At 57.1% G+C, this 21,638-nt stretch carries 19 protein-coding genes and 1 pseudogene; 13 read left to right on the plus strand and 7 right to left on the minus strand.

What is annotated here, in order from left to right; all coding sequences use genetic code 11:
* Nucleotides 1–98 precede the first annotated feature (98 nt).
* Together USF70_RS07355 and USF70_RS07360 are read left to right on the plus strand one after the other, a co-directional pair.
* Nucleotides 99–287, plus strand: coding sequence for a hypothetical protein (locus USF70_RS07355; protein WP_048976763.1), 189 nt, complete (start codon nucleotides 99–101; stop codon nucleotides 285–287).
* Nucleotides 287–610: a CcdB family protein gene (locus USF70_RS07360; protein WP_167818600.1), complete on the plus strand. Its 324-nt coding sequence runs from the start codon at nucleotides 287–289 to the stop codon at nucleotides 608–610. Before USF70_RS07355 ends, USF70_RS07360 begins: the two co-directional genes overlap by 1 nt.
* A 71-nt stretch (nucleotides 611–681) precedes the next feature.
* Here USF70_RS07360 and fdnI read toward each other — a convergent pair whose 3' ends face one another.
* The 3 genes from fdnI to fdnG are packed head-to-tail and all read right to left on the minus strand — an operon-like array spanning nucleotide 682 to nucleotide 5,274.
* Nucleotides 682–1,338: a formate dehydrogenase-N subunit gamma gene (gene fdnI / locus USF70_RS07365; protein WP_126786925.1), complete on the minus strand. Its 657-nt coding sequence runs from the start codon at nucleotides 1,336–1,338 to the stop codon at nucleotides 682–684.
* A complete protein-coding gene (gene fdxH / locus USF70_RS07370) occupies nucleotides 1,331–2,215 on the minus strand; it encodes a formate dehydrogenase subunit beta (RefSeq protein ID WP_045888248.1) in 885 nt (294 codons plus the stop codon). The genes fdnI and fdxH overlap by 8 nt, the downstream gene beginning before the upstream one ends.
* A gap of 11 nt (nucleotides 2,216–2,226) precedes the next feature.
* Entirely contained in the window at nucleotides 2,227–5,274 is a 3,048-nt protein-coding gene (gene fdnG, locus USF70_RS07375; protein ID WP_236902698.1) for a formate dehydrogenase-N subunit alpha, read from the minus strand.
* A gap of 221 nt (nucleotides 5,275–5,495) precedes the next feature.
* On the opposite strand from fdnG, the gene yddG reads away from it, so the two are divergent.
* Together yddG and USF70_RS07385 are read left to right on the plus strand one after the other, a co-directional pair.
* Entirely contained in the window at nucleotides 5,496–6,374 is an 879-nt protein-coding gene (gene yddG, locus USF70_RS07380) for an aromatic amino acid DMT transporter YddG (RefSeq protein ID WP_047060943.1), read from the plus strand.
* Nucleotides 6,375–7,004: 630 nt separating this feature from the next.
* Nucleotides 7,005–8,114, plus strand: coding sequence for a porin OmpC (locus tag USF70_RS07385; RefSeq protein WP_033145646.1), 1,110 nt, complete (start codon nucleotides 7,005–7,007; stop codon nucleotides 8,112–8,114).
* A gap of 55 nt (nucleotides 8,115–8,169) precedes the next feature.
* On the opposite strand, the gene USF70_RS07390 is transcribed toward USF70_RS07385, so the two are convergent.
* Nucleotides 8,170–9,114, minus strand: coding sequence for a LysR substrate-binding domain-containing protein (locus USF70_RS07390; RefSeq protein WP_320735489.1), 945 nt, complete (start codon nucleotides 9,112–9,114; stop codon nucleotides 8,170–8,172).
* A 170-nt stretch (nucleotides 9,115–9,284) separates the two neighbouring features.
* Between USF70_RS07390 and USF70_RS07395 the strand changes: the two are divergent.
* From USF70_RS07395 to USF70_RS07425, 7 genes and pseudogenes are all read left to right on the plus strand, one after another.
* Nucleotides 9,285–10,235: pseudogene (locus tag USF70_RS07395) on the plus strand (branched-chain amino acid ABC transporter permease).
* An 8-nt stretch (nucleotides 10,236–10,243) separates the two neighbouring features.
* Nucleotides 10,244–11,350: an ABC transporter permease subunit gene (locus tag USF70_RS07400; RefSeq protein WP_320735490.1), complete on the plus strand. Its 1,107-nt coding sequence runs from the start codon at nucleotides 10,244–10,246 to the stop codon at nucleotides 11,348–11,350.
* Entirely contained in the window at nucleotides 11,347–12,114 is a 768-nt protein-coding gene (locus tag USF70_RS07405) for an ABC transporter ATP-binding protein (protein ID WP_039262838.1), read from the plus strand. The genes USF70_RS07400 and USF70_RS07405 overlap by 4 nt, the downstream gene beginning before the upstream one ends.
* The gene (locus tag USF70_RS07410) at nucleotides 12,107–12,826 is read left to right on the plus strand and encodes an ABC transporter ATP-binding protein (protein ID WP_320735491.1); all 720 of its coding nucleotides are present in this window, start codon (nucleotides 12,107–12,109) and stop codon (nucleotides 12,824–12,826) included. Before USF70_RS07405 ends, USF70_RS07410 begins: the two co-directional genes overlap by 8 nt.
* A gap of 28 nt (nucleotides 12,827–12,854) precedes the next feature.
* Complete coding sequence (locus USF70_RS07415; RefSeq protein ID WP_246946248.1) at nucleotides 12,855–14,012, plus strand: branched-chain amino acid ABC transporter substrate-binding protein; 1,158 nt, start codon at nucleotides 12,855–12,857, stop codon at nucleotides 14,010–14,012.
* 17 nt (nucleotides 14,013–14,029) lie between these two features.
* A complete protein-coding gene (locus USF70_RS07420; RefSeq protein ID WP_032656897.1) occupies nucleotides 14,030–14,512 on the plus strand; it encodes an L-2-amino-thiazoline-4-carboxylic acid hydrolase in 483 nt (160 codons plus the stop codon).
* The gene (locus USF70_RS07425) at nucleotides 14,509–15,735 is read left to right on the plus strand and encodes a Zn-dependent hydrolase (RefSeq protein WP_320735492.1); all 1,227 of its coding nucleotides are present in this window, start codon (nucleotides 14,509–14,511) and stop codon (nucleotides 15,733–15,735) included. Before USF70_RS07420 ends, USF70_RS07425 begins: the two co-directional genes overlap by 4 nt.
* Nucleotides 15,736–15,774: 39 nt before the next feature.
* Here the strand turns inward: USF70_RS07425 and USF70_RS07430 are convergent, their stop codons facing one another.
* Entirely contained in the window at nucleotides 15,775–17,658 is a 1,884-nt protein-coding gene (locus USF70_RS07430; RefSeq protein ID WP_320735493.1) for a KUP/HAK/KT family potassium transporter, read from the minus strand.
* A 76-nt stretch (nucleotides 17,659–17,734) separates the two neighbouring features.
* Nucleotides 17,735–19,222, minus strand: coding sequence for an MFS transporter (locus USF70_RS07435; RefSeq protein ID WP_320735494.1), 1,488 nt, complete (start codon nucleotides 19,220–19,222; stop codon nucleotides 17,735–17,737).
* A 116-nt stretch (nucleotides 19,223–19,338) separates the two neighbouring features.
* Here USF70_RS07435 and USF70_RS07440 point away from each other — a divergent pair, with 116 nt between their 5' ends.
* Nucleotides 19,339–19,932, plus strand: a complete 594-nt coding sequence (locus USF70_RS07440; protein WP_048978827.1) for a TetR family transcriptional regulator — start codon at nucleotides 19,339–19,341, stop codon at nucleotides 19,930–19,932.
* 66 nt (nucleotides 19,933–19,998) lie between these two features.
* Here USF70_RS07440 and nhoA read toward each other — a convergent pair whose 3' ends face one another.
* Entirely contained in the window at nucleotides 19,999–20,844 is an 846-nt protein-coding gene (gene nhoA / locus USF70_RS07445) for an N-hydroxyarylamine O-acetyltransferase (RefSeq protein WP_320735495.1), read from the minus strand.
* A gap of 109 nt (nucleotides 20,845–20,953) precedes the next feature.
* On the opposite strand from nhoA, the gene USF70_RS07450 reads away from it, so the two are divergent.
* On the plus strand, nucleotides 20,954–21,526 hold the full coding sequence (locus USF70_RS07450; RefSeq protein ID WP_032656883.1) for a flavin reductase family protein: 573 nt from the start codon (nucleotides 20,954–20,956) through the stop codon (nucleotides 21,524–21,526).
* The last annotated feature ends 112 nt before the right edge of the window (nucleotides 21,527–21,638 follow it).

Here is a 21,638-nt window from a genome sequence, read left to right on the forward strand (position 1 = left end):
TACTGGAATACGCCTCGCAGAATGTAGATTACCAGGGGATACGGTATTGTTTTTTGTTGGCTGCGGTTGATAATGACCGCACCAACAAAGGAGATACTATGACATACCCAGCAGAGCACACACCCTCCCAACGCATAAAATCGGCAAAACCGTCGAGCAACACCGCACCAGACTCCGCTGACCCGCGTCAGCCATCAGAAGCGGATCGTTCATTTATTCGCTCAATGAATGAGTTTGTCGAAAAACATGGAACCATTACTGATGATGAGTTTTTCAGGGTGCTTTAATGCTGAGACAATTTAATGTTTTCCGAAATACATCTGCGGCCACCCGGGATAAGCTTCCCTATTATATGCTCATTCAGGATGATTGTTATGATGATCTTGCCACGCGCGTCATTGTGCCACTCGCGAGAAATAATAAATTACCGTTATGGCAGAGCCATCTGGCTCCAGGCGTAAATATCGATTTTGAAACATTTCTGATTTCTTCGCCAATGATAACCAACCTTAACAATAACAAAATAAATCCTAAAGACTTTGTTTGTAACTTACGCCACGCACGTCATGACGTTATAGCGGCAGTTGATCGTTTATTGACTAACACATGACGCCAGCCGGTCAGGCATTTGCCCTGTCCGCGCAAGCGCAGCGCCGCCGGGCAAAGCCGACGGCGCAGGTCTTACTTCATTCCTTCCGTGCTTTCCTGTTTCGCTTCCAGTCGTTCCACATCACGATACCAGCGCGGGTGGTGTTTCTGCGCCCAGCGGCGGCTCACCTTCCCTTCAATCATCCCTTTAATCGATCCCTTTACCCAGAACGCCATATACATATGGATCAGGATGGCGTGGATCAGAATGATGGCCGAGGTGGCGTGGATCAGCAGCGCGTAGCGAATCACCTGAATCGGGAAATAGTGCGCAAAATACGGACGCCAGATAATCACGCCGGTCACCAGCAGCACAAAAATCATGCTCATGATGGTCCAGAACATCATCTTCTGCCCGGCGTTGTATTTTCCCACCTTCGCGACCTTATGCTCGTTGCCCTTCAGGACTTCGACGATCCCTTTCACCCACGGGATATCCTGCTTGTCCGGGATGTTGTGGTGGACAAAGCGCACGAACATAAACATCAGCACCACGAAAATCAGCACGCCAAAGAACGGGTGCAGAATGCGCCCCATCTGCGGCGTGCCGAAGGTTTCGGTCAGCCACTGCAGCGTCGGGAAGAAGAACGAGATCCCCGACACCGCCACCAGGAAGAAGCAGATCACCACCGTCCAGTGACAGGCGCGGTCAACAAACTTCGTGCGCACGATCGTTTTCGACTTACTCATGATGCTCCTCCTCGTCCTCATCCACCTCTTTGTTTGGCCCGATACCGATGTAGTGATAAATCAGCCCGGCAAAGGTGGCGATAAAGCCCGCCGCCGAGAGCGGCTTAAGCGCCCCTTTCCACAGGTTGATGGAGGTATCGATCGCCGGATCCTTCGGCAGGTTGTGGTACAGCTCCGGCTGGTCGTTATGGTGCAGCACATACATCACGTGCGTACCGCCCACGCCCTGCGGGTTATAAATGCCCGCATTCTCGTAGCCGCGCGCTTTCAGCTTGTCCACGCGTTGTTGCGCCACGTCCAGCATCTCTTTTTTGGTGCCGAAGTGGATCGCCCCGGTCGGACATGTTTTCACGCACGCAGGCTCCTGCCCGACGCTGACGCGGTCCACGCACAGGGTGCATTTATATACCCGGTTATCCTCTTTATTGAGGCGCGGGATATTAAACGGACAGCCCGCGATGCAGTATCCGCAGCCGATACAGTTGTCCTGCTGGAAGTCGACGATCCCGTTGGCGTACTGGATAATTGCGCCGGCAGACGGGCACGCCTTCAGGCAGCCCGGATCTTCACAGTGCATACAGCCGTCTTTACGGATGAGCCATTCCAGCCTGCCGTTCTGGTCGGTTTCGCTAAAGCGCATCACCGTCCAGGATTTGGCGCTCAGATCCGCTGGATTGTCGTAGACCCCAACGCAGTGCCCCACCTCGTCGCGGATATCGTTCCACTCCGAGCAGGCCACCTGGCAGGCCTTACAGCCCACGCAGGAGGAGACGTCGATAAGCTTGGCGACCTCTGCCTTGTAGTCCCGAGCGCGGGGCGCGGGGGTAATCGGGTTGGTCGCGGAGCGTTTGATAACGTCTTGTGTTTCCATCGCCATTTAATCGCTCCTTACGCTTTCTCGATGTTGACCAGAAACGCCTTGTACTCCGGCGTTTGCGAGTTGGAATCGCCGACGTTTGGCGTCAGGGTATTGGCGATGTAGCCTTTCTGCGCCACGCCCTCAAAGCCCCAGTGCAGTGGGATCCCGACGGTTTCCACCTGCTGGCCGTGCACGTTCAGGCATTGAAGACGACGGGTCACCACCGCCACCGCGCGAATAAAGCCGCGCTTACTGCTTACCTTCACGCGGTCGCCGTTGGCGATGCCTTTCGCCTTCGCCAGCGTCTCGCTGATCTCCACAAACTGTTCCGGCTGCGCGATGGCGTTAAGCCGCGCGTGCTTGGTCCAGGTGTGGAAATGCTCGGTCAGGCGATAGGTCGTCCCTACGTACGGGAACTTGTCCTTTTTGCCTAAGCGCAGGACGTCGTCTTCGTAGATACGCACCACCGGGCTGGAGACCACGTTCGGATGCAGCGGGTTGGTGCCGAGCGGCGTTTCCATCGGCTCGTAGTGTTCCGGGAACGGCCCTTCCGCCAGCTTGTTGAGGGCAAACAGGCGTCCCAGCCCTTCCGGCTGCATGATGAATGGCCCGGTGTTGCTGCCCGGCGCGGCGGTGTTGTAGTCCGGGATATCGTTCCCCGCCCACTTCGCCCCGTTCCACTGGATCAGCATGCGTTTCGGATCCCACGGCCTGCCGTTTACGTCTGCAGACGCGCGGTTGTACAGCACGCGACGGTTCAGCGGCCACGCCCATGCCCAGCCCAGCGTATTGCCCAGCCCGGACGGGTCGGCGTTGTCGCGGTTGGCCATCTGGTTGCCCTGCTCCGTCCAGCTGCCGGTGTAGATCCAGCAGGACGACGCCGTCGTGCCGTCATCGCGCAGCAGCGCGAAGCTGTTCAGCAGCTGGCCTTTCTTCGCCACCAGGTTGCCGCTGGCGTCATAGAGATCCGCCAGCGCCACGCCGTTGTTCTCTTTGGCGACTTCCTCTGACTCAGGATGGTCAGGCTGCTTGTAGCTCCAGCCCATTTTTAAAAGCGGCTCAGCGCCCTTGCCGCCTTCGGTGCGGTACATTTCGCGCAGGCGATGGTAAATCCCGGCCAGGATTTCGCCGTCGTTACGCGCTTCGCCCGGCGCATCCTGGCCTTTCCAGTGCCACTGCAGCCAGCGGCCGGAGTTGGCAATCGAACCGTCCTCTTCCGCAAAGCAGGTGGACGGCAGGCGGAACACTTCTGTCTGAATCGACGCCGGATCGACATCGTTCGATTCCCCGTGGTTCTGCCAGAAGGTGGACGTTTCGGTCACCAGCGGATCGATAACCACCATGTACTTCAGCTTGCTCAGGCTGCGAACGACTTTGTTCTTGTCCGGGAAGGAGGCCACCGGGTTAAAGCCCTGGCAGATATAGCCCGTGACGTCGCCCTTATCCATCATGTTGAAGTACTTGATGACGTCGTACGCCTGGTCCCACTTCGGCAGCCACTCAAAGCCCCAGTCGTTCTCCTTCTGCGCCGCGTCGCCGTAGAAGGATTTCATCAGGCTGACGTAGAACTTCGGATAGTTGCTCCAGTAGTTCACCTGGTCCGGCAGCGTCGCTTTCGGCGTATTGGCCTCAAGATACGTTTGCAGGTCGGCCTGCTTTTCCGACGGCAGCGTCAGGTAGCCCGGCAGGCTGGTGGAGAGCAGACCGAGGTCGGTCAGCCCCTGAATGTTGGAGTGACCGCGCAGCGCGTTTACGCCGCCTCCCGCCATGCCCATGTTGCCGAGCAGCAGCTGGATCATCGCCATGGTGCGGATGTTCTGCGCGCCAACGGTGTGCTGCGTCCAGCCCAGCGCGTACAGGAACGTGGTGGTTCTGTCGGCGGCGCTGGTGGAGGCCAGTACTTCACACACCTTCAGGAAGTCCGCTTTCGGCGTGCCGCAGATGTTTTCCACCACCTCCGGCGTATAGCGGGAAACGTGCTGTTTCAGCAGGTTCCACACGCAGCGCGGGTGCGTCAGGGTTTCATCACGCAGCGCGTAGCCGTTTTCATCGAACTGATAGTTCCAGGACGTTTTATCGTACTGGCGTTTTTCGGCGTCATAGCCGCTAAACAGCCCGTCATCGAAGGCAAAATCATCCCGCACCAGCAGGTTCGCGTTGGTGTAGTGCTTAACGTATTCCGCGTTAATTTTGTTGTTTTCGATCAGGTACAGCAGCACGCCGGACAGGAACGTAATGTCCGTACCGGAGCGGATCGGCGCATAGATATCGGCCACCGATGCCGTACGCGTAAAGCGCGGATCGACGACGATAAGCGTCGCATCGTTGTTATTTTTCGCTTCCATCGCCCAGCGGAACCCCACCGGATGAGCTTCAGCGGCGTTACCGCCCATCACCACCACGACGTTAGCGTTTTTGATATCAACCCAGTGGTTGGTCATCGCACCGCGACCAAATGTTGGAGCAAGACTTGCTACCGTTGGTCCGTGTCAGACGCGCGCCTGGTTGTCTACCGCCAGCATGCCGAGAGAGCGCACAAATTTTTGCGTCAGCATGCCGGTTTCATTACTCGCCGCAGACGCGCACAGCATCCCGGTGGAAAGCCAGCGGTTAACCGTTACGCCCTGGGCGTTCTTTTCAATAAAGTTGGCGTCGCGGTCGGCTTTCATTAATTTGGCAATACGGGAGAAGGCCTCATCCCAGGAAATACGCTGCCACTTGTCGGAACCCGGCGCGCGGTATTCCGGGTAGCGCAGGCGGTTTTCGCTGTGAACGTAGTCCAGCAGCCCCGCCCCTTTCGGGCAAAGCGCCCCGCGGCTCACCGGATGATCCGGGTCCCCTTCAATATGGTAAATCGCTTCTCTGGCGTTCTTCGCGCCATCGCCCAGGCTATACATCAAAAGCCCACAACCTACGGAGCAGTATGTGCAGGTGTTACGGATCTCTTTTGCGCGCAGCAGCTTATAGTTGCGTGCCTGAGCCAGCGCCATTTTGGGAGCAAATCCCAGCATGGCTGCCGTTGTTCCGGCCATACCGCCCGCGCAGATTTTAAAAAATTGTCTGCGGCTGACGTCCATTGTTGTCCTCGTTTTCATATAAGACTTCGCGCCGCAAACTAACAGCAAAGCCCCTGTTTTTTTTGCGTCAAATCAAGGTCATCTGCCTTCACCCCCTTAATAGTCACCCCCGGAACCTTTAAATACTCCTTTTTGATTAACGGTTTAAGAGAATAATTGGCGACAGCGTCAGGATGAATGCGATACATTTTTCCTCTGATTTTTATTGCAATGGCGAAGTAATGGACAGAAAGAGAGCAACGCTTATTGGGCTGGCGGCAATACTGTTATGGAGCACCATGGTCGGCCTTATTCGCAGCGTGAGTGAGGGACTGGGCCCGGTAGGCGGTGCGGCAATGATCTACACGCTGAGCGGATTACTGTGTCTGGTGACGGTAGGATTTCCTGATATCAGGCGGTTTTCACCCCGCTATCTTATTGCCGGCAGCGTTTTATTTGTCAGCTACGAAATATGCCTGGCGCTGTCGCTGGGCTATGCCGCAACGCGATCGCAGGCGATTGAAGTGGGCATGGTCAATTACCTTTGGCCAAGCCTGACCATTGTGTTTGCCATCTTGTTCAACGGACAAAAATCAACCCTGTGGGTGATCCCCGGCTTAGCCGTCTCATTGCTGGGCGTCTGCTGGGTATTGGGCGGAGAACAGGGTTTACATCTTGATGAAATAACCCGCAATATCGTTTCCAGCCCGCTGAGCTACGCGCTGGCGTTTGCCGGGGCATTTATCTGGGCCGCCTACTGCACGGTCACCAGCAAATTTGCGAAAGGACAAAACGGCATTACCCTGTTTGTTTTGCTGACCGCGCTGAGCCTGTGGGTGAAATATTTCCTGAGCGATCAGCCCGAGATGGTGTTCACGCTTCCGGTGATGGTGAAACTGGTCATGTGCGGTATTGCGCTTGGGTTTGGTTACGCCGCATGGAATATTGGCATCCTTCACGGTAACGTCACGGTACTCGCTGCCGTATCCTATTTTACCCCTGTCCTCTCCGCCGCGCTTGCCGCCGCAGTGCTGAGTTCGCCCCTCTCATTCTCGTTCTGGCAAGGCGCGCTGATGGTCTGCGCCGGGTCGTTGCTCTGCTGGTACGCAACTAGAAAATAATGCTTCTCTAACGGCCGGGCGAATTTCAGCCCGGCAACATAATTAACATAAATTTAAAGTGTGATCGCTCCTCGGAATATTTATCATAATTATCGCATTTCCGTTTAAATTCGGTTTATATTTGCCGTCTTCTGTAAACGGCCGAAAAGATAATTGACACAAACTGACAACACCATGAAATTAATTAACTGCGAATATTAACGTCATGGATAGCATTAAATGCAATAATTCATTTCTGACGTGTTCATGGCAATATTCGCAATATACGTCGTGATTTACCCCTAACCTACTGTTCTTAAGTCAAAACAATAATAATAACCCCCTCAAAGCATCGACAATACCGAAATCTAACGCAATAGACTAAAACACGCAGAAATTATAGCGATAGCAATAGTCCCGCAGAATACACAATTATTAATCGTATGAAATTCGGTCGCATTGTTTGAATAATCGCCTTTTTGCACGATCGAGATCACACTAATTGAAATTATCTATAATATTTTGAAACTTATTATTGAAATAAGACTACGAGATTTTTAAAAATAGCATGCCATTGACGAACAGCCTCGTTTAGAAATCGTTTACAGTGGTTCAGGAAATACTCAAAAAAAATTATAAGGAACATTTAAGATGAAACTTAAATTAGTTGCAGTGGCAGTCACTTCCATGCTGGCAGCAGGCGTTGTTAACGCTGCCGAAATTTACAACAAAGACGGTAACAAGCTGGATCTGTACGGTAAAGTAACAGGTCTGCACTATTTCTCTGATGACGCTGGCGCAGATGGCGATAAAACCTACATGCGTATCGGCTTCAAGGGCGAAACTCAGGTTAACGACCAGCTGTCCGGCTACGGCCAGTGGGAATACCAGATTCAGGGTAACAAAGACGAAGGCGACAACCAGTCCTGGACCCGTGTGGCGTTTGCCGGTCTGAAGTTTGCTGAAGCAGGCTCCTTTGATTACGGTCGTAACTACGGCGTAATTTACGACGTGACCTCCTGGACCGACGTTCTGCCAGAATTCGGCGGCGACACCTACGGTGCCGACAACTTCCTGCAGTCTCGTGCAAACGGCGTTGCGACATACCGTAACCAGGACTTCTTTGGTCTGGTTGACGGCCTGAACTTTGCTCTGCAGTATCAGGGCAAAAATGGCAGCGTAAGCGGTGAAAACACCAGCGGTCGCAGCCTGCTGAACCAGAACGGCGACGGTTACGGCGCGTCCCTGACTTACGATCTGGGTGAAGGCTTCAGCGTGGGTGGCGCAATGTCCTCTTCACGTCGTACCGCTGACCAGAATGCGGCTGGCGTATACGGTGAAGGCGACCGCGCTGAAGTGTACAGCGGTGGTGTGAAATACGACGCGAACAACATTTACCTTGCTGCACAGTACTCTCAGACCTATAACGCAACCCGCTTCGGTACCTCTAACGGTAATCGCAGCGACATCTACGGTTTTGCAAACAAGGCGCAAAACTTCGAAGTTGTGGCTCAGTATCAGTTCGACTTTGGCCTGCGCCCATCCATCGCTTACCTGCAGTCCAAAGGTAAAGACATCGAAAACTTCGGCGACCAGGATCTGGTTAAATACATCGATGTTGGCACGACCTACTATTTTAACAAAAACATGTCCACCTACGTGGATTACAAAATCAACCTGCTCGACGACAACCAGTTCACTCGCCAGGCAGGCATCGGTACCGACAACATCGTTGCGCTGGGTCTGACCTACCAGTTCTAAATCTTGTCTGTACAAAAGCCAGCTGAATAAGCTGGCTTTTTTTTATCCGTCACTTTTACCCGGATGACGGCTCCCCGCTCGCCGCCCGGCGCAGCCAGTTTTGCAGCAGCTTACCGTCCTCGGTCATCTCCGAATCCGAACGCACGCAGAGGTGATAGTCGCGCCCGTCATCAATGGGTAAGTCAAATATCTTCACCAGCTCGCCGCTCTCAAGATAAGGCGCGATCAGCGGCTCGCGCATCAGCGCGCAGCCCAGCCCGGCCTGCACGCCCGCCAGCGTTAACAGCCCGTCTTCAAACAGGGGGCCGCTGCGCCGCAGAGCTCGTTTTACCCCCTGCAGCAGAAACCACTGCGGCCACGTGGTGCGCTCCTCATCATGCAGCAGCGGCATTTGCAGCAGTTGCTCAGGCGTGTCGATATGGCCATGAATGCGCAAAAACGCGCGGCTGCACACCGGCACCATCTGTCCGGAAATCAGCTTTTCGCTCTGATAGCCCGCCCACTGGCCGTTACCAAAACGAATCGACATATCCGACGCATCGCTCAGATAGTTACGATGGTTGGCATACACTACGTTGATCTCGGTCTGCGGATTGGCACGCATAAAATCAGGCAGACGCGGGATAAACCACCCCATGCCAAAAAGCGGGATCAGGCTGATGGTGACCTGACGCGTTTGCGCCTGCCCGGCCAGATGTTCCGTTGCCTGGCGCAGCACGTTAAACGCCGCACGGATCGAACGGTAATATTCACGTCCATGCTGGCTCAGCACCAGCCTGCGCCCCTGACGTTCCGTCAGCGGCATTTGCAGATACCCTTCGAGCACCTTGAGCTGATGGCTGACCGCCGACGGTGAGATATCCAGCTCCTGCGCGGCAAGCGTGACGCTGCCCAGCCGGGCGATGGCCTCAAAGGCACGGACGGCCCGAAGCGGCGGATCGTTTGCCAGGCGACTGTCTGCATACGCAGGCAAACCCGCCGATTGTTCTGTTTTATTCATATGTTGATTTCTTTAGGCTTTTCACCAGAGAACGCGATTACATTATCTTTATATAAATCATTAAGATAAAACAATAGCGGTTTATCATAAGAAATAATATATGTGTATTTTACAATTAAATTCATTTATCGGATGGTAGCCGCAGAAAGAAGACTTTGCGGGAACAGACGTTGGATACACTCATACAACAACTGATCAACGGTGTGATGCTGGGCAGCATTTACGCGCTGATCGCGCTGGGCTATACCATGGTGTATGGCATCTTGCGCATTATTAACTTTGCTCACGGCGATATTCTGATGGTCGGTGCGCTCACCACCCTTTCCGCCATTAACGCCCTGAACGCCACCTTTCCTCACATGCCGCTGCTGTTGCAGCTTGGCGTTGCCCTGGCGATTGCCATGGCCGTTTGCGCCCTGCTGGCAATGGCCGTGGAGCGCTTTGCCTACCGTCGACTGCGCAACGCCCCGCGCCTGGCACCGCTTATTTCGGGTATCGGCGTCTCGGTCCTGCTGCAAACCGTGGCGATGATTATCTGGACGCGCAATCCGCTGATGTTCCCATAGATCCTGCCCATGGAACCGATCGCCGTGACGTCGGGAAGTGAAATGCATCCCCCTGCGATTGTGACCGTCACCGGCATTGTTACCGTGGCGCTGGCGCTTGCGGTGATGACGGGGCTATGGCTGCTGGTGGAATACACCCGCCTGGGGCGCGGCATGCGCGCCGTGGCGGAAAACCCGCGCGTTGCCACGCTGATGGGGGTTAACCCCAATGCCATTATTACCCTGACGTTCGCCATTGGCGGCGTGTTCGCCGCGCTGGCAGGCGTCATGATGGCCAGCAACTACGGCAACGCCAGCTTCTCGATGGGCTTTTTGCCCGGGATCAAAGCCTTTACCGCCGCCGTGCTGGGAGGCATTGGCAACATTCGTGGCGCCATGATTGGCGGGATCCTGCTCGGCATTATCGAAGCGCTGGGCGCAGGTTACCTGGGTGAACTGACCCACGGCGTCTTCGGCAGTAACTATCAGGACGTCTTTGCCTTCATGGTTCTGATTCTGGTGCTGGTCTTCCGTCCGGCAGGCCTGCTGGGCGAGCGCGTAGCGCACAGGGCGTGAGGGAAACAATGACAACGCTTCAACTACAAACCCCGGCGGCGACGCGCAAATTCTGGTCAGGCATGAGCTTGTTCTGCCTCGCGCTGCTGGTTGCGCCCGTGGTGGCCACGCAGCTTGGCGGCAACTACTGGGTGCGCGTTATCGACTTCGCCCTGCTCTACATCATGCTGGCGCTGGGACTCAATATTGTTGTGGGCTATACCGGCCTGCTGGATATGGGGTTTATCGCATTTTACGCGGTCGGCGCCTATCTCGCCGCGCTGATGGCCTCGCCACACCTGCTGGAGGTTTTCCCGATCCTCAACGTCTGGTTCCCGGACGGGCTGCACACCTCATATCTGCTGATTATTCCGCTGGCGGCGCTCGTCGCTGCGGTCTGCGGCATTTTACTGGGTGCTCCCACGCTGAAGCTGCGCGGGGACTACCTTGCGATAGTGACCCTCGGCTTTGGCGAAATCATCCGCATCCTGATGCGCAACCTCGACCGTCCGGTGAACATCACCAACGGTGCAAAGGGCATTACCGGGGTGGATACGCTGAATCTGTTCGGCCTGAAGTTCAGCGGCGTATACCACTGGTTTGGTTTCAAAGTGCCCGCCCTGTGGCTGTGGTACTACCTGCTGATGCTGGTGATTGTGGCGATTATTTTTGTCTGCCTGCGCCTGCAGCATTCCCGTATTGGCCGCGCCTGGCACGCCATCCGTGAAGATGAGAATGTGGCCCGCGCGATGGGCATCAACGTGCGTAACTATAAGCTGTTGGCCTTTGCGATGGGTGCCTCTTTTGGCGGCGTGGCGGGTGCCCTGTTCGGCGCGTTCCAGGGCTTTGTCTCCCCGGAATCCTTCACGTTACAGGAATCCATTGCCGTGCTGGCGATGGTGGTGCTGGGCGGGATGGGACACATTCCGGGCGTGATCCTCGGCGCGATACTGCTTACCGCCCTGCCGGAACTGTTGCGCAGTCAGGCAGCCCCGGTTCAGCAGGCGCTGTTCGGTACGGTACTGATTGACCCGGAAGTGCTGCGTCAGCTGTTCTACGGCCTGGCGCTGGTGCTGGTCATGCTGGTGCGTCCTGCCGGGATCTGGCCGGTACGCCACAAGGAGGTGAATACATGAGTCTGTTAACCGTACGCAACATGTCCAAACGCTTCGGCGGGCTTACCGCCGTGGATGACGTTTCGATCGCCGTGAACAAGGGCGAGATCTACGGCCTGATTGGTCCTAACGGGGCGGGAAAAACCACCTGTTTTAACCTGATCACCGGGCTTTATCCGGCGGACAGCGGTGAATTTTCCATTGCAGATAAGCCCTATTTCCCAAAGCACATTGAGAAAGTCACCGCCGCCGGGATCGCGCGCACCTTCCAGAACGTGCGCCTCTTTAACGACATGTCGGTGCTGGAAAACGTGATGGTGGGCCGCCACGTGCGCACCCGCAACGGCCTGTGGGCCGCGCTGAGCCGCCACAAACGCGCTCGCGAAGAAGAGAAACAGACCCGGGAGCTGGCCTGGCACTGGCTGGAGTACACCGGCATTGCGAAGTTCGCCCACTACCGCGCCTGCGATCTGGCGTATGGCCATCAGCGACGTCTGGAGATTGCCCGCGCGCTGGCAACGGATCCGCTGCTGCTGGCGCTGGACGAACCCGCCGCCGGGATGAACGCTGCTGAAAAAGTGGCGCTCGGCGAGCTGCTTATCCGCCTTCGCGATGACGGCAAAACCCTGCTGATGATCGAACATGACGTCAAGCTGGTGATGGGCATCTGCGATCGCCTGACGGTGCTTGATTACGGCAAAACGCTCGCCAGCGGCACGCCGGAGAGCGTGCGTCGCGACCCGGCGGTGATCGCCGCCTGGCTTGGAGGCAACGCCCATGTCTGAATTACTGAAGGTGGAACGTCTGGACGTGCATTACGGCGGCATTCAGGCCGTACGCGATGTCTCTTTTACCCTGCGCGAGGGCGAACAGGCTACGCTGATCGGCGCTAACGGCGCGGGGAAAAGCTCCACGGTGCGCGCTATTACCGGGCTGGAAAGCTTTAGCGGCCGTATTGAATTCAACGGTAAAGCGGTGCGTAAGCACAGGCCCGAAACCCTGCTCCGTGACGGTCTGGTGATGGTCCCGGAAGGCCGGGGGATCTTCTCCCGAATGACGGTGGTGGAAAACCTGCAGATGGGCGCCTGGCTCAGGCGTGACACTGTCACCGTTAAGCGCGAGATGAACGAGATCTTCGAGCGCTTCCCGCGCCTGGGCGAACGCCAGCATCAGCTCGCCGGCCTGCTGTCCGGCGGAGAACAACAGCTGCTGGCCCTTAACCGCGCCCTGCTCAGCCACCCGCGCCTGCTGATCCTCGACGAACCCTCGATGGGCCTCGCCCCGAAGATGGTAGAAAACATTTTTGCCGTCATTGCCGGCCTGCGCGAGCGCGGCGTTGCCCTGCTGCTCATCGAACAAAACGCCCGTCTCGCGCTGGAGGTGACCGACAGCGCGTGGGTGATGGACAGCGGCAGCATTGTTCATCATGGCGAATCGAAAGCGCTGCTCAATGACGACCAGATTGCACAGATTTATTTGGGCGAAATGCCCGTTTAACAACACCAGCCAACATCAGGGAAACACAATGAAAACAGTAAAAATCAGTGCGCTTAGCGCCGCTATCCTCCTCGGCAGCTTTGCCTCTACCGGAGCCTGGGCCGCCGACGGCGAAACCGTGGTTATCGGTCTGGCAGGCCCGCTCACCGGCCCGTCTGCCCGTATCGGTAAGGACCTGGAGAACGGCGCGCAGCTGGCCATTGACGACATTAACAAGCAGCACCCGACCATCGGCGGCAAAGCGGTGACCTTCAAACTGCAGTCCGAAGACGATCAGTCCGACCCGCGCACCGCCGTGGCCGTGGCGCAGCGTCTGGTGGATAGCGGCGTGGCGGGCGTTGTCGGTCACTGGAACACCGGAACAAGCATTCCTGCCGCACGCGTCTATCACGATGCGGGCATCGCACAGGTGGCACCGGTCGCGACCGGTCACGCCTATACCAAACAGGGTTTTGATACCAGCTTCCGCGTGATGGGCCACGACGACGACGGCGGTCAGCTAGCCGGTCAGTACGCGGTCAATACGCTGAAAGCCAAACGCATTGCGGTGATCGACGACCGTACCGCCTTTGGTCAGGGACTGGCGGACCAGTTTATTAAATCCCTTGAAGCGCAGGGCGTGAAGGTTGTCGATCGTCAGTACGTTGATGACAAAACGGTGGATTTCAGCGCCGTGCTGACCGCCATCCGGAGTAAAAACGCCGATCTGATCTTCTTCGGCGGCGTCGATAGCCAGGCTGCACCGCTGGCGCGTCGTATCAAACAGCTGGGCATGAACGCCACGCTGATGGGCGCAGGCGGATTTGTCAGCCAGACGTTCCTGCAGCTGGCGCAGAAAGAAGGCGAAGGCGTGGTGGCGCTGGAGCCGGGTCTGCCCGTTGACCAGATGCCGGGTGGAAAGGCATTCGAACAGGCCTATCAGTCCCGCTACCACACCCATATCGAACTGCACGCCCCGTTCGCCTATGACGCCACCCGCGTGCTGGTTGCGGCGATGGAAAAAGCAGACTCCGTTGAGCCGTCCGACTATCTGCCAGCCCTGCGCGCCATCAGCTACTCCGGCGTCACCGGCCAGATCGCGTTTGATAAAGAAGGTAACCTGAAATCGCCGTCGTTCACCGTTTACAAAGTTGTCGACGGCAAATGGCAGCCGCAGACCGTGCTGGGTGGCGCAAAAGCGAAGTAACGCAGCGAGGCAATGTGATGAGTGATAATAACGAGCTGGGCATTCTCGCCCGCCGCAAAATTGAAGCAGAAATTATAAAGCCAATTTATGAAATCCTGGTGCGCGAGATAGGGAAAACCCGCGCCCAGGCGGTCATTGGCGAGGCCATTGAGCAGGCCGCGATTGACGCTGGCAAAGCGTTTGCCAGCAAAGAACCCAACGGCGCGGACGTAAAGAGCTTCATCGCCCTGCAGTATCTGTGGGAGAAAGATAACGCCCTGGACGTGAAGGTGATCGACGCCGACGACCAGCAGTACAACTACAACGTGACCCGCTGTCGTTACGCGGAGATGTATCACGAAATGGGGCTGGGCGAGATTGGTCATCTGCTCTCCTGCGCGCGCGATGAAAAATTCATCGTTGGCTATGCGCCTGACGTGAAGCTGACCCGCACGACCACCATCATGCAGGGCGGTTCGTGCTGTGATTTCCGCTACCGCAGCAGTAAGGACAAAACATGATCCGCGTCAACGCCGAACGGCTGTGGTCAACGCTAGAGATGATGGCGCAGATCGGCGGCACGCCCGCCGGCGGCGTGACCCGCCTGGCGCTGAGCGAGGAAGACCGGATTGCCCGTAACCTGCTGCGCGACTGGGCGCTGGACGCGGGTTTCACCTGCGAGGTCGACAGCATGGGCAATATGTTTATCCGTCGCGCGGGGAAAAACCCGCAGCTTGCCCCGGTCATGACGGGTTCACATTTGGATACCCAGCCGCTGGGCGGTAACTACGACGGTGTTTACGGCGTGCTGGCCGGGCTGGAGCTACTGCGCACCCTTAACGATCATAACGTTGAGACCGAGCGTGACGTTGTGCTGGTGAACTGGACTAACGAAGAAGGCGCGCGCTTTGCGCCAGCTATGCTCTCTTCAGGGGTCTGGACGGGACAGTTTAGCGAAGCGTACGCCCATGCCCGCGCGGATAACGATGGCATCACCGTGGGCGAAGCGCTGGATAGCATTGGCTACCGGGGTGAAACCCCTGCCCGCGCGTTTCAGGTTCACGCCTGCTACGAACTGCACATCGAACAGGGCCCGATCCTGGAAGATGAAGCCATTGATATCGGGTTAGTCCGCGCGGCAATGGGCCAGCGCTGGTTTACCCTGACGCTGGACGGATTCGCCGCCCACGCGGGCACGACGCCGATGCACAGCCGCCGCGACGCGCTGACCGCCTTCGCAGAGCTGGCGCTGAAGGTGGAAGAGATTGGCTACCGGCATGCGCCGGACGGACGCGCGACGATCGGTATGGCGAAGGTTACGCCAAACTCGCGCAACGTCGTGCCGTCTCGCGTGGAATGCAGCGTTGAGTTTCGCCATCCTATGCAGCAGGCGCTGGAAGCCATGGAAGCTGCGCTGCATAAGGTGGCTGAAAGCCTCAGCCTGCGCGGCGTCGCGGCTGCCGTTGAGCGTATTTTCGACTACGCGCCCATCGCGTTTGACGCCGAATGCCTGGCGCGTTCGGAGAAGGCCGTGGCGGAACTGGGCTATTCGTCGAAACCGATGGTCTCCGGGGCGGGACACGACGCCTGCTATGTCAGCAAAATGGCGCCCGCCAGCATGATCTTTATCCCCTGCGTGAAAGGCATCAGCCATAACGAAGCGGAGAGGATCCTGCCAGAATGGTCGGAAAAAGGGGCGAACGTGTTATTGCATAGCGTTCTGTCCGCGGCCCTGGAGAGATAGAACGGTGCGAAAGCAGAGGACATCTGCTTTCGCCAGAATCTACACGGCAACGCGTCGGCTGATTTCGACAACCCGATCGCTGGGAAGGTGATAGTGGTTGATGACGTGCGTGCAGTTGCGCTTCATGAACGCAAAGATGTGCCGTTGCCAGGCCGCCATACCTGCCTCACCTTCGCCTGCCACAATGGTTTCATGCCCGACATACCAGGTGGCGTCATCCGTGGCAAAAAGCGCGTTAATCTCGCTGACACCCTGCAGCAAACGCGGGATGTCCGGGTGTTCCATAAAGCCATACTGCGCCACGCCATGCCAGTAGCCCGGCGCGCGCTGCTCTACCCTGATGCGTTGTTCTTCCCCCACATAGGGCACATTCAGAATATCAATGGTAAGCGACAAAACATCCTGCTGTAGCGCCCGGTTTCGCGCGACGTGCCAGCGCATGACCGGCGGGATATTGTTCTGTGTCCGGGTCAAAAAGACGGCGGAGCCCGCGACTCTGGGCACCTTTTTTTGCTGAAGCTGGGCAAAGAACGCATCCACGCTGACGCCCTTCTCGCCCACCGATGCGGATACCGCCTTAACGCCGCGGTGCCAGATCAGCATCACCGTACAAATAGCGGCGGCCATCAGCAGCGGAATATAGCCGCCCTCCAGGACCTTAATCAGATTGGCAAACAAGAAGGTGGCATCAATCACCAGGAAACAGAGGGCAATCACCGCGCTGCTGGCGAGGCTCCAGCGCCACACTTCGCGCATTGCCACAAACAGCAGCCCCGTGGTCATCAGCATGGTTAACGACACGGCAATGCCGTACGCGGCGGCGAGCTTATCGGAGGATTTAAAGAACACCACCAGCCCGATGGTCACCCCCATCAGCAGCCAGTTGATTATCCCGATATAAATCTGGCCGTAGCTTTCCGCCGCCGTCTGCTTGATGCGCAATCGGGGTAACCAGCCAAGCTGTATGGCCTGGCGCGTCATGGAAAAAGCGCCGGTGATAATCGCCTGGCTGGCGATGATCGTCGCCAGCGCGGCAAGAATAATGAGCGGAACCTGCAGCACAGGCGGACAGAGCGTGTAGAAAAGGTTTTGCTTGCTGTCGGCACCGGCCAGAATCAGCGCTGACTGGCCGGCATAGTTGAGCAGCAGCGAAGGAAAGACGATGCCGTACCAGGCAAGCCAGATGGGCTTTTTGCCAAAATGCCCCATGTCTGCATACAGGGCCTCGGCCCCCGTCACGCAGAGAAAAACGCCGCCCAGGACCAGGAAACTGGTGTACCCGTTCGAAAACAAAAACGCGATGCCGTACGCAGGGTTGAGGGCCAGCAATACCGAGGGGTGTTGTACGATCCCCCGCACGCCCAGGGCAGCAATCGCCAAAAACCAAACCGCCATGACCGGGCCAAATATTTTCCCTATTCGCGCAGTGCCAAAAGGCTGAAGAAGAAACAGCCCCAGCAGAACCGCCACCGTCAGGGGTAATATGTACGGCTGAGATTCAGGAATGACCATCTCCAGCCCTTCAAGGGCAGAAAGCACGGAGATTGCCGGGGTTATCGCGCCGTCACCGTAAATTAAAGCGGCACCGATAAGGGCGGAAAAAATAACCCAACGCCCGCCTTTGCCTTTCTCCACCAGAAGCGACATCAGGGCCATGATGCCCCCCTCGCCATGATTATCAATTCGCATGGCAAAGGCGGCATATTTTATGGACGTTACCAGGATGAGTGTCCAGGTAATCAGGGAGAGCAGGCCCAGTATGACGCCGGGCGTAGGGTCATGCTCAGAGAGCGACAGCACCGTGCGGAAGGTATAAAGCGGGCTGGTGCCGATATCACCAAAAACGACGCCCAGCGCGCCCCCTGCAAGCAGGGTTAACCGGGAGAGCGGTTGGGACGGTTCACTGCTGTGACGAGGGCTCATATTTTCCAGCAAGAGTCAGATAATCCTTTAAAAACATAGCCCATCTGCCCCGCCCGCGCCAACCGCGCGCCCTGTATTACTGCGGCTTGACCTTCGCCAGGCTGAACCAGATCCCCACAGCCAGGAACAGCAGCATTCCGCCCGCGCTGCCCAGCGCCACGCTGTGCGAGGTGATAAACGCGCTTTTCGCCGCCTCAATCACCGACTCCGCCAGCGTCGGGGTCAGATCCTGCGCCACCTTCATCGCCTCACCAATGGATGACGAGGCTTTATCTGCGAGCGAGGCGTTCAGCCCCTGCGGCAGGTCAATCGACGCCGAGAAGCTGCGGGTCAACAGCAGACCAAAGATGGCGATCCCCAGCCCGGCGCCCAGTTCATAGGACATGGTTTCAATGGCCCCCGCAGCGGCGGCTTTCTCTTTCGGCGCAGCGGCCATAATCGCCGAGGTCGAGGCCAGCAGCGCGCTGGCGGCGCTAAAGCCGAGCAGCACCATCAGGGCAGAAGCCAGCAGCTGCTGCGTGCTGAAATCAAGCATCGACAGGCCGATAAAGCTAACGGCGCTGAGCCCCATTCCGCCAGCCGCGACGATGCGTAGCCCTAATCGCCCGACCAGCACACCCGCGATCGGGCCGCTAAACCCGCTCGCCACCATCAGCGGCAGCATGAACATTCCCGCTTCAAACGGCGTAAAGCCATGAACAAACTGCAGCTCCTGGGCCATCAGCAGCTCAAACCCGACCAGGGCAATCATGGCGGTCATCGCCATCACCACGCCGCTCAAAATGATGCGATGGCAGAACAGACGCATGTCGATCATCGGCACGCGGGCGCGGAGCTGAATACGCACGAAGATAAACAGCAGCACCGAGCCGGTAACCAGCGCGGACGCGACCACCCACGGCGACAGTGCGCCTTTGAGGGCTGTTTTTGCGCTGTAGACCAGCAGCAAAATCGCCACAATCAGCATAATGGCATGGCTGATATTCAGCGGCTGCTCCGGGCGGCCCTGCTGAGGAGGCACAAAACGTGCGGCCAGCGAAACCACCACCAGCACGATCGGCACGTTGATTAAAAACACCGAGCCCCAGTAGAAATGCTCGAGCAGCATACCGCCAATCAGCGGGCCAAACGCCGCGCCACCGGACCCCACCGCGGCCCAGACGCCGAGCGCAATGTTACGATCCCGCGCGTCGATAAACAGCGTACGGATCCCAGCCAGCGTGGCCGGAATAATCATCGCCGCGCCGATTGCCAGCGAGGCGCGCGCCGCAATAAGCCAGCCTGCTGACGGGGCAAACGCTGCCGCCAGCGACGACAGGCCAAACAGCGTGCTGCCGATCATGAGCAGTCGTTTAAAGCCAATGCGGTCACCCAGGGCGCCCATCGGCAGCACCATTCCCGCCATCACCAGCGAGTAAATATCGATGATCCACAGCAATTCATTGCCGCTGGCGCCCAGCGTCATGCTCAATGTCGGCGCCGCCACGTGCAGCACCGTCGCGTCGATCGCCACCGGGATATACACCAGCACGATAATCACTAACGCTAACCACTGACGAAACATAAATTTCCTTTTGTTTTAAAACATGGACACATGTCCAGGATGCGATCCTACGTAAAGTTGAACGCATGTCCAGCTTTTTGTTACACTCGTTTCATTCCCATTGAGAGTGAGTAAACATGCGATATCTGAGCAAGGATGAACGGCGGGAAGCCATCTTACAGGCCGCCATGCGCGTGGCGCTGGCTGAAGGACTGGCGGCAATGACGGTACGCCGTATTGCCGCCGAGGCCGGAGTCGCCACCGGCCAGGTGCATCATCATTTTACGTCCGGCGGCGAGCTAAAATCGCTGGCCTTCGTACGGCTAATTCGCGAGCTGCTGGATGCGGATGTCGCGGGTAAACAGGCCGGCTGGCGGGAACAGCTTCATGCCATGCTCGGCAGCGATGACGGGAGGTTTGAACCCTATATTCGCCTGTGGCGTGAAGCGCAGATCCTCGCCAGCCGCGATGCCGACATCAAAGGCGCCTATGTGATGACCATGGAGATGTGGCACCAGGAAACGGTGGCGCTTATCAAAGCGGGAACGGAGGCCGGGGCGTTAAATCCGGGCGATCGGGCGGAAAATATTGCCTGGCGCTTGATTGGTCTGGTGTGCGGTCTTGACGGAATGTATATCTTAAACATGCCCGAAATGGACGAAGCCGCCTTTAACAACCATCTTGATAAATTAATCACGCTCGAGTTGTTTTCTAGCTCGTCTCAGCAGTGATGTTGCCGGGTGCGGCTACGCCCTGCCCGGCTTACGGTACGGCAAAGGGGCCGACCCCTTTGCGCATTATTTCCCGGCCTGAGGATGTGTATCAAAGCCCGCCATTACCGCCGTCAGCTCCGCCAGTGAAAATCCGTGTTTTGCATCGTCAACGCCCAGCCCAAAGCGTTCCTGCATCAGCTGGTAAAGCGCCTCAGCATCCGGCAAATGGATCTGCTCTTCTACGTGACCGTTCTGCCAGTGGGTAAAGTTGAAGTTGGTTAGCGTCAGCTTGCCGCCGTCCGGCATATGGCGACACATCAGCAGATGATGACGGAAATGCGACTGCGGCCAGTGCGCCGACCAGAAATTCCCCATCACGTAATCGCTGAAATACTGCGTCGTCAGGTCAAACTGGTACATCGACTGCCAGTGCTCGTGGTGACGGAACTGCAGCACCCAGTCGTTCCCCTCGCTCAGCAGACGATACAGCCCGTGCGGCGTCTCCTGTTCTTCATTAGCGAGCAGTCGAATCGGCGCCGTCAGCGTCTGGCCGCCAAACCCCACATCGGCAATCCAGCGCTCACCGTTAAGCTCAACCAGCAGCAGACGGTGCGTGCGCGGAGGCATTTGCGGCGGATTCGCTAATACCACGCGCCCCAGCACGCTACGCACCGTAAACCCGACTTCACGCAGGACGCGCTCGAACAGGCCGTTTTGCTCAAAGCAGTACCCTCCGCGACGTGCGGTGACCAGCTTGTCGACCAGACACCGATCGTCAAGCTGGATTTCGCGCGGCAGAACGACATCAATATTCTCAAAAGGGATGGCACAGTTGTGATGTAAATGCAGCGCGCGCAGGGTATCGATATCCACCCGCGTCGGTTGCGCCCAGCCGATGCGGGCAAAATAGGCGGTCTGAAATGGGGACATGCATCAGTTTCCTTTGATTGAGATGTTCTGTTTATAAACTAATTTTACGCATCCACTTTGATTTACGTGCTTTTTCGTCATACTACATCGGTGTAGATGAGGAGATCCTATGAGCCACTTTCGCCCCGTTGAATTACGTCATGCCAGCCGTCTGCTGAACCACGGCCCAACTGTGCTTATCACCAGTCGGGATGAAAGCCTCGACAGACGCAACGTGATGGCCGCCGCATGGTCAATGCCCGTTGAGTTTGAACCGCCGCGCATCGCAATAGTCGTGGATAAAAGCACATGGTCGCGCGAGCTGATTGAGCGCAGCGGGAAGTTTGGCATCGTCATCCCCGGCGTGGCGGCCGCCAACTGGACATACGCGGTCGGTAGCGTCAGCGGGCGCGATGAGGACAAATTTAACTGCTACGGGATCCCGGTCGTGAACGGTCCTGAACTTGGCCTGCCGGTGATAGAAGAAAAATGTCTGGCGTGGATGGAGTGTCGGTTATTACCCGTCACCTCAGCGGCAGAAAAATACGATACCCTGTTTGGTGAAGTGGTTTCAGCGGCAGCCGATGAACGCGCGTTTGTCGCCGGACGCTGGCAGTTTGACGGGGATAAGCTGAATACCCTGCATCATCTTGGGGCCGGAACGTTTGTCGCGAGCGGGAAGATGGTGAAGGCGCTGGATTGATTTACTTAATCATATCATACTGAATTATAGTAAATTTCTATGGCATTTTATGTTTGCCATTGCGTTTTAAAACGGAGGATATTTCCGGAGTTGCTGCATTAGCACTCTCGCG

The sequence above is a fragment of the Enterobacter sp. 237C8 genome, assembly GCF_034106865.1.
Taxonomy (GTDB): Bacteria; Pseudomonadota; Gammaproteobacteria; order Enterobacterales; family Enterobacteriaceae; genus Enterobacter; species Enterobacter asburiae_B.

Coding starts and splice junctions, on each gene's coding strand:
- USF70_RS07355 (WP_048976763.1), top strand. CDS start 99: ATGACATACCCAGCAGAGCACACACCCTCCCAACGCATAAAATCGGCA.
- USF70_RS07360 (WP_167818600.1), top strand. CDS start 287: ATGCTGAGACAATTTAATGTTTTCCGAAATACATCTGCGGCCACCCGG.
- fdnI (WP_126786925.1), bottom strand. CDS start 1,338: ATGAGTAAGTCGAAAACGATCGTGCGCACGAAGTTTGTTGACCGCGCC.
- fdxH (WP_045888248.1), bottom strand. CDS start 2,215: ATGGCGATGGAAACACAAGACGTTATCAAACGCTCCGCGACCAACCCG.
- yddG (WP_047060943.1), top strand. CDS start 5,496: ATGGACAGAAAGAGAGCAACGCTTATTGGGCTGGCGGCAATACTGTTA.
- USF70_RS07385 (WP_033145646.1), top strand. CDS start 7,005: ATGAAACTTAAATTAGTTGCAGTGGCAGTCACTTCCATGCTGGCAGCA.
- USF70_RS07390 (WP_320735489.1), bottom strand. CDS start 9,114: ATGAATAAAACAGAACAATCGGCGGGTTTGCCTGCGTATGCAGACAGT.
- USF70_RS07400 (WP_320735490.1), top strand. CDS start 10,244: ATGACAACGCTTCAACTACAAACCCCGGCGGCGACGCGCAAATTCTGG.
- USF70_RS07405 (WP_039262838.1), top strand. CDS start 11,347: ATGAGTCTGTTAACCGTACGCAACATGTCCAAACGCTTCGGCGGGCTT.
- USF70_RS07410 (WP_320735491.1), top strand. CDS start 12,107: ATGTCTGAATTACTGAAGGTGGAACGTCTGGACGTGCATTACGGCGGC.
- USF70_RS07415 (WP_246946248.1), top strand. CDS start 12,855: ATGAAAACAGTAAAAATCAGTGCGCTTAGCGCCGCTATCCTCCTCGGC.
- USF70_RS07420 (WP_032656897.1), top strand. CDS start 14,030: ATGAGTGATAATAACGAGCTGGGCATTCTCGCCCGCCGCAAAATTGAA.
- USF70_RS07425 (WP_320735492.1), top strand. CDS start 14,509: ATGATCCGCGTCAACGCCGAACGGCTGTGGTCAACGCTAGAGATGATG.
- USF70_RS07430 (WP_320735493.1), bottom strand. CDS start 17,658: ATGAGCCCTCGTCACAGCAGTGAACCGTCCCAACCGCTCTCCCGGTTA.
- USF70_RS07435 (WP_320735494.1), bottom strand. CDS start 19,222: ATGTTTCGTCAGTGGTTAGCGTTAGTGATTATCGTGCTGGTGTATATC.
- USF70_RS07440 (WP_048978827.1), top strand. CDS start 19,339: ATGCGATATCTGAGCAAGGATGAACGGCGGGAAGCCATCTTACAGGCC.
- nhoA (WP_320735495.1), bottom strand. CDS start 20,844: ATGTCCCCATTTCAGACCGCCTATTTTGCCCGCATCGGCTGGGCGCAA.
- USF70_RS07450 (WP_032656883.1), top strand. CDS start 20,954: ATGAGCCACTTTCGCCCCGTTGAATTACGTCATGCCAGCCGTCTGCTG.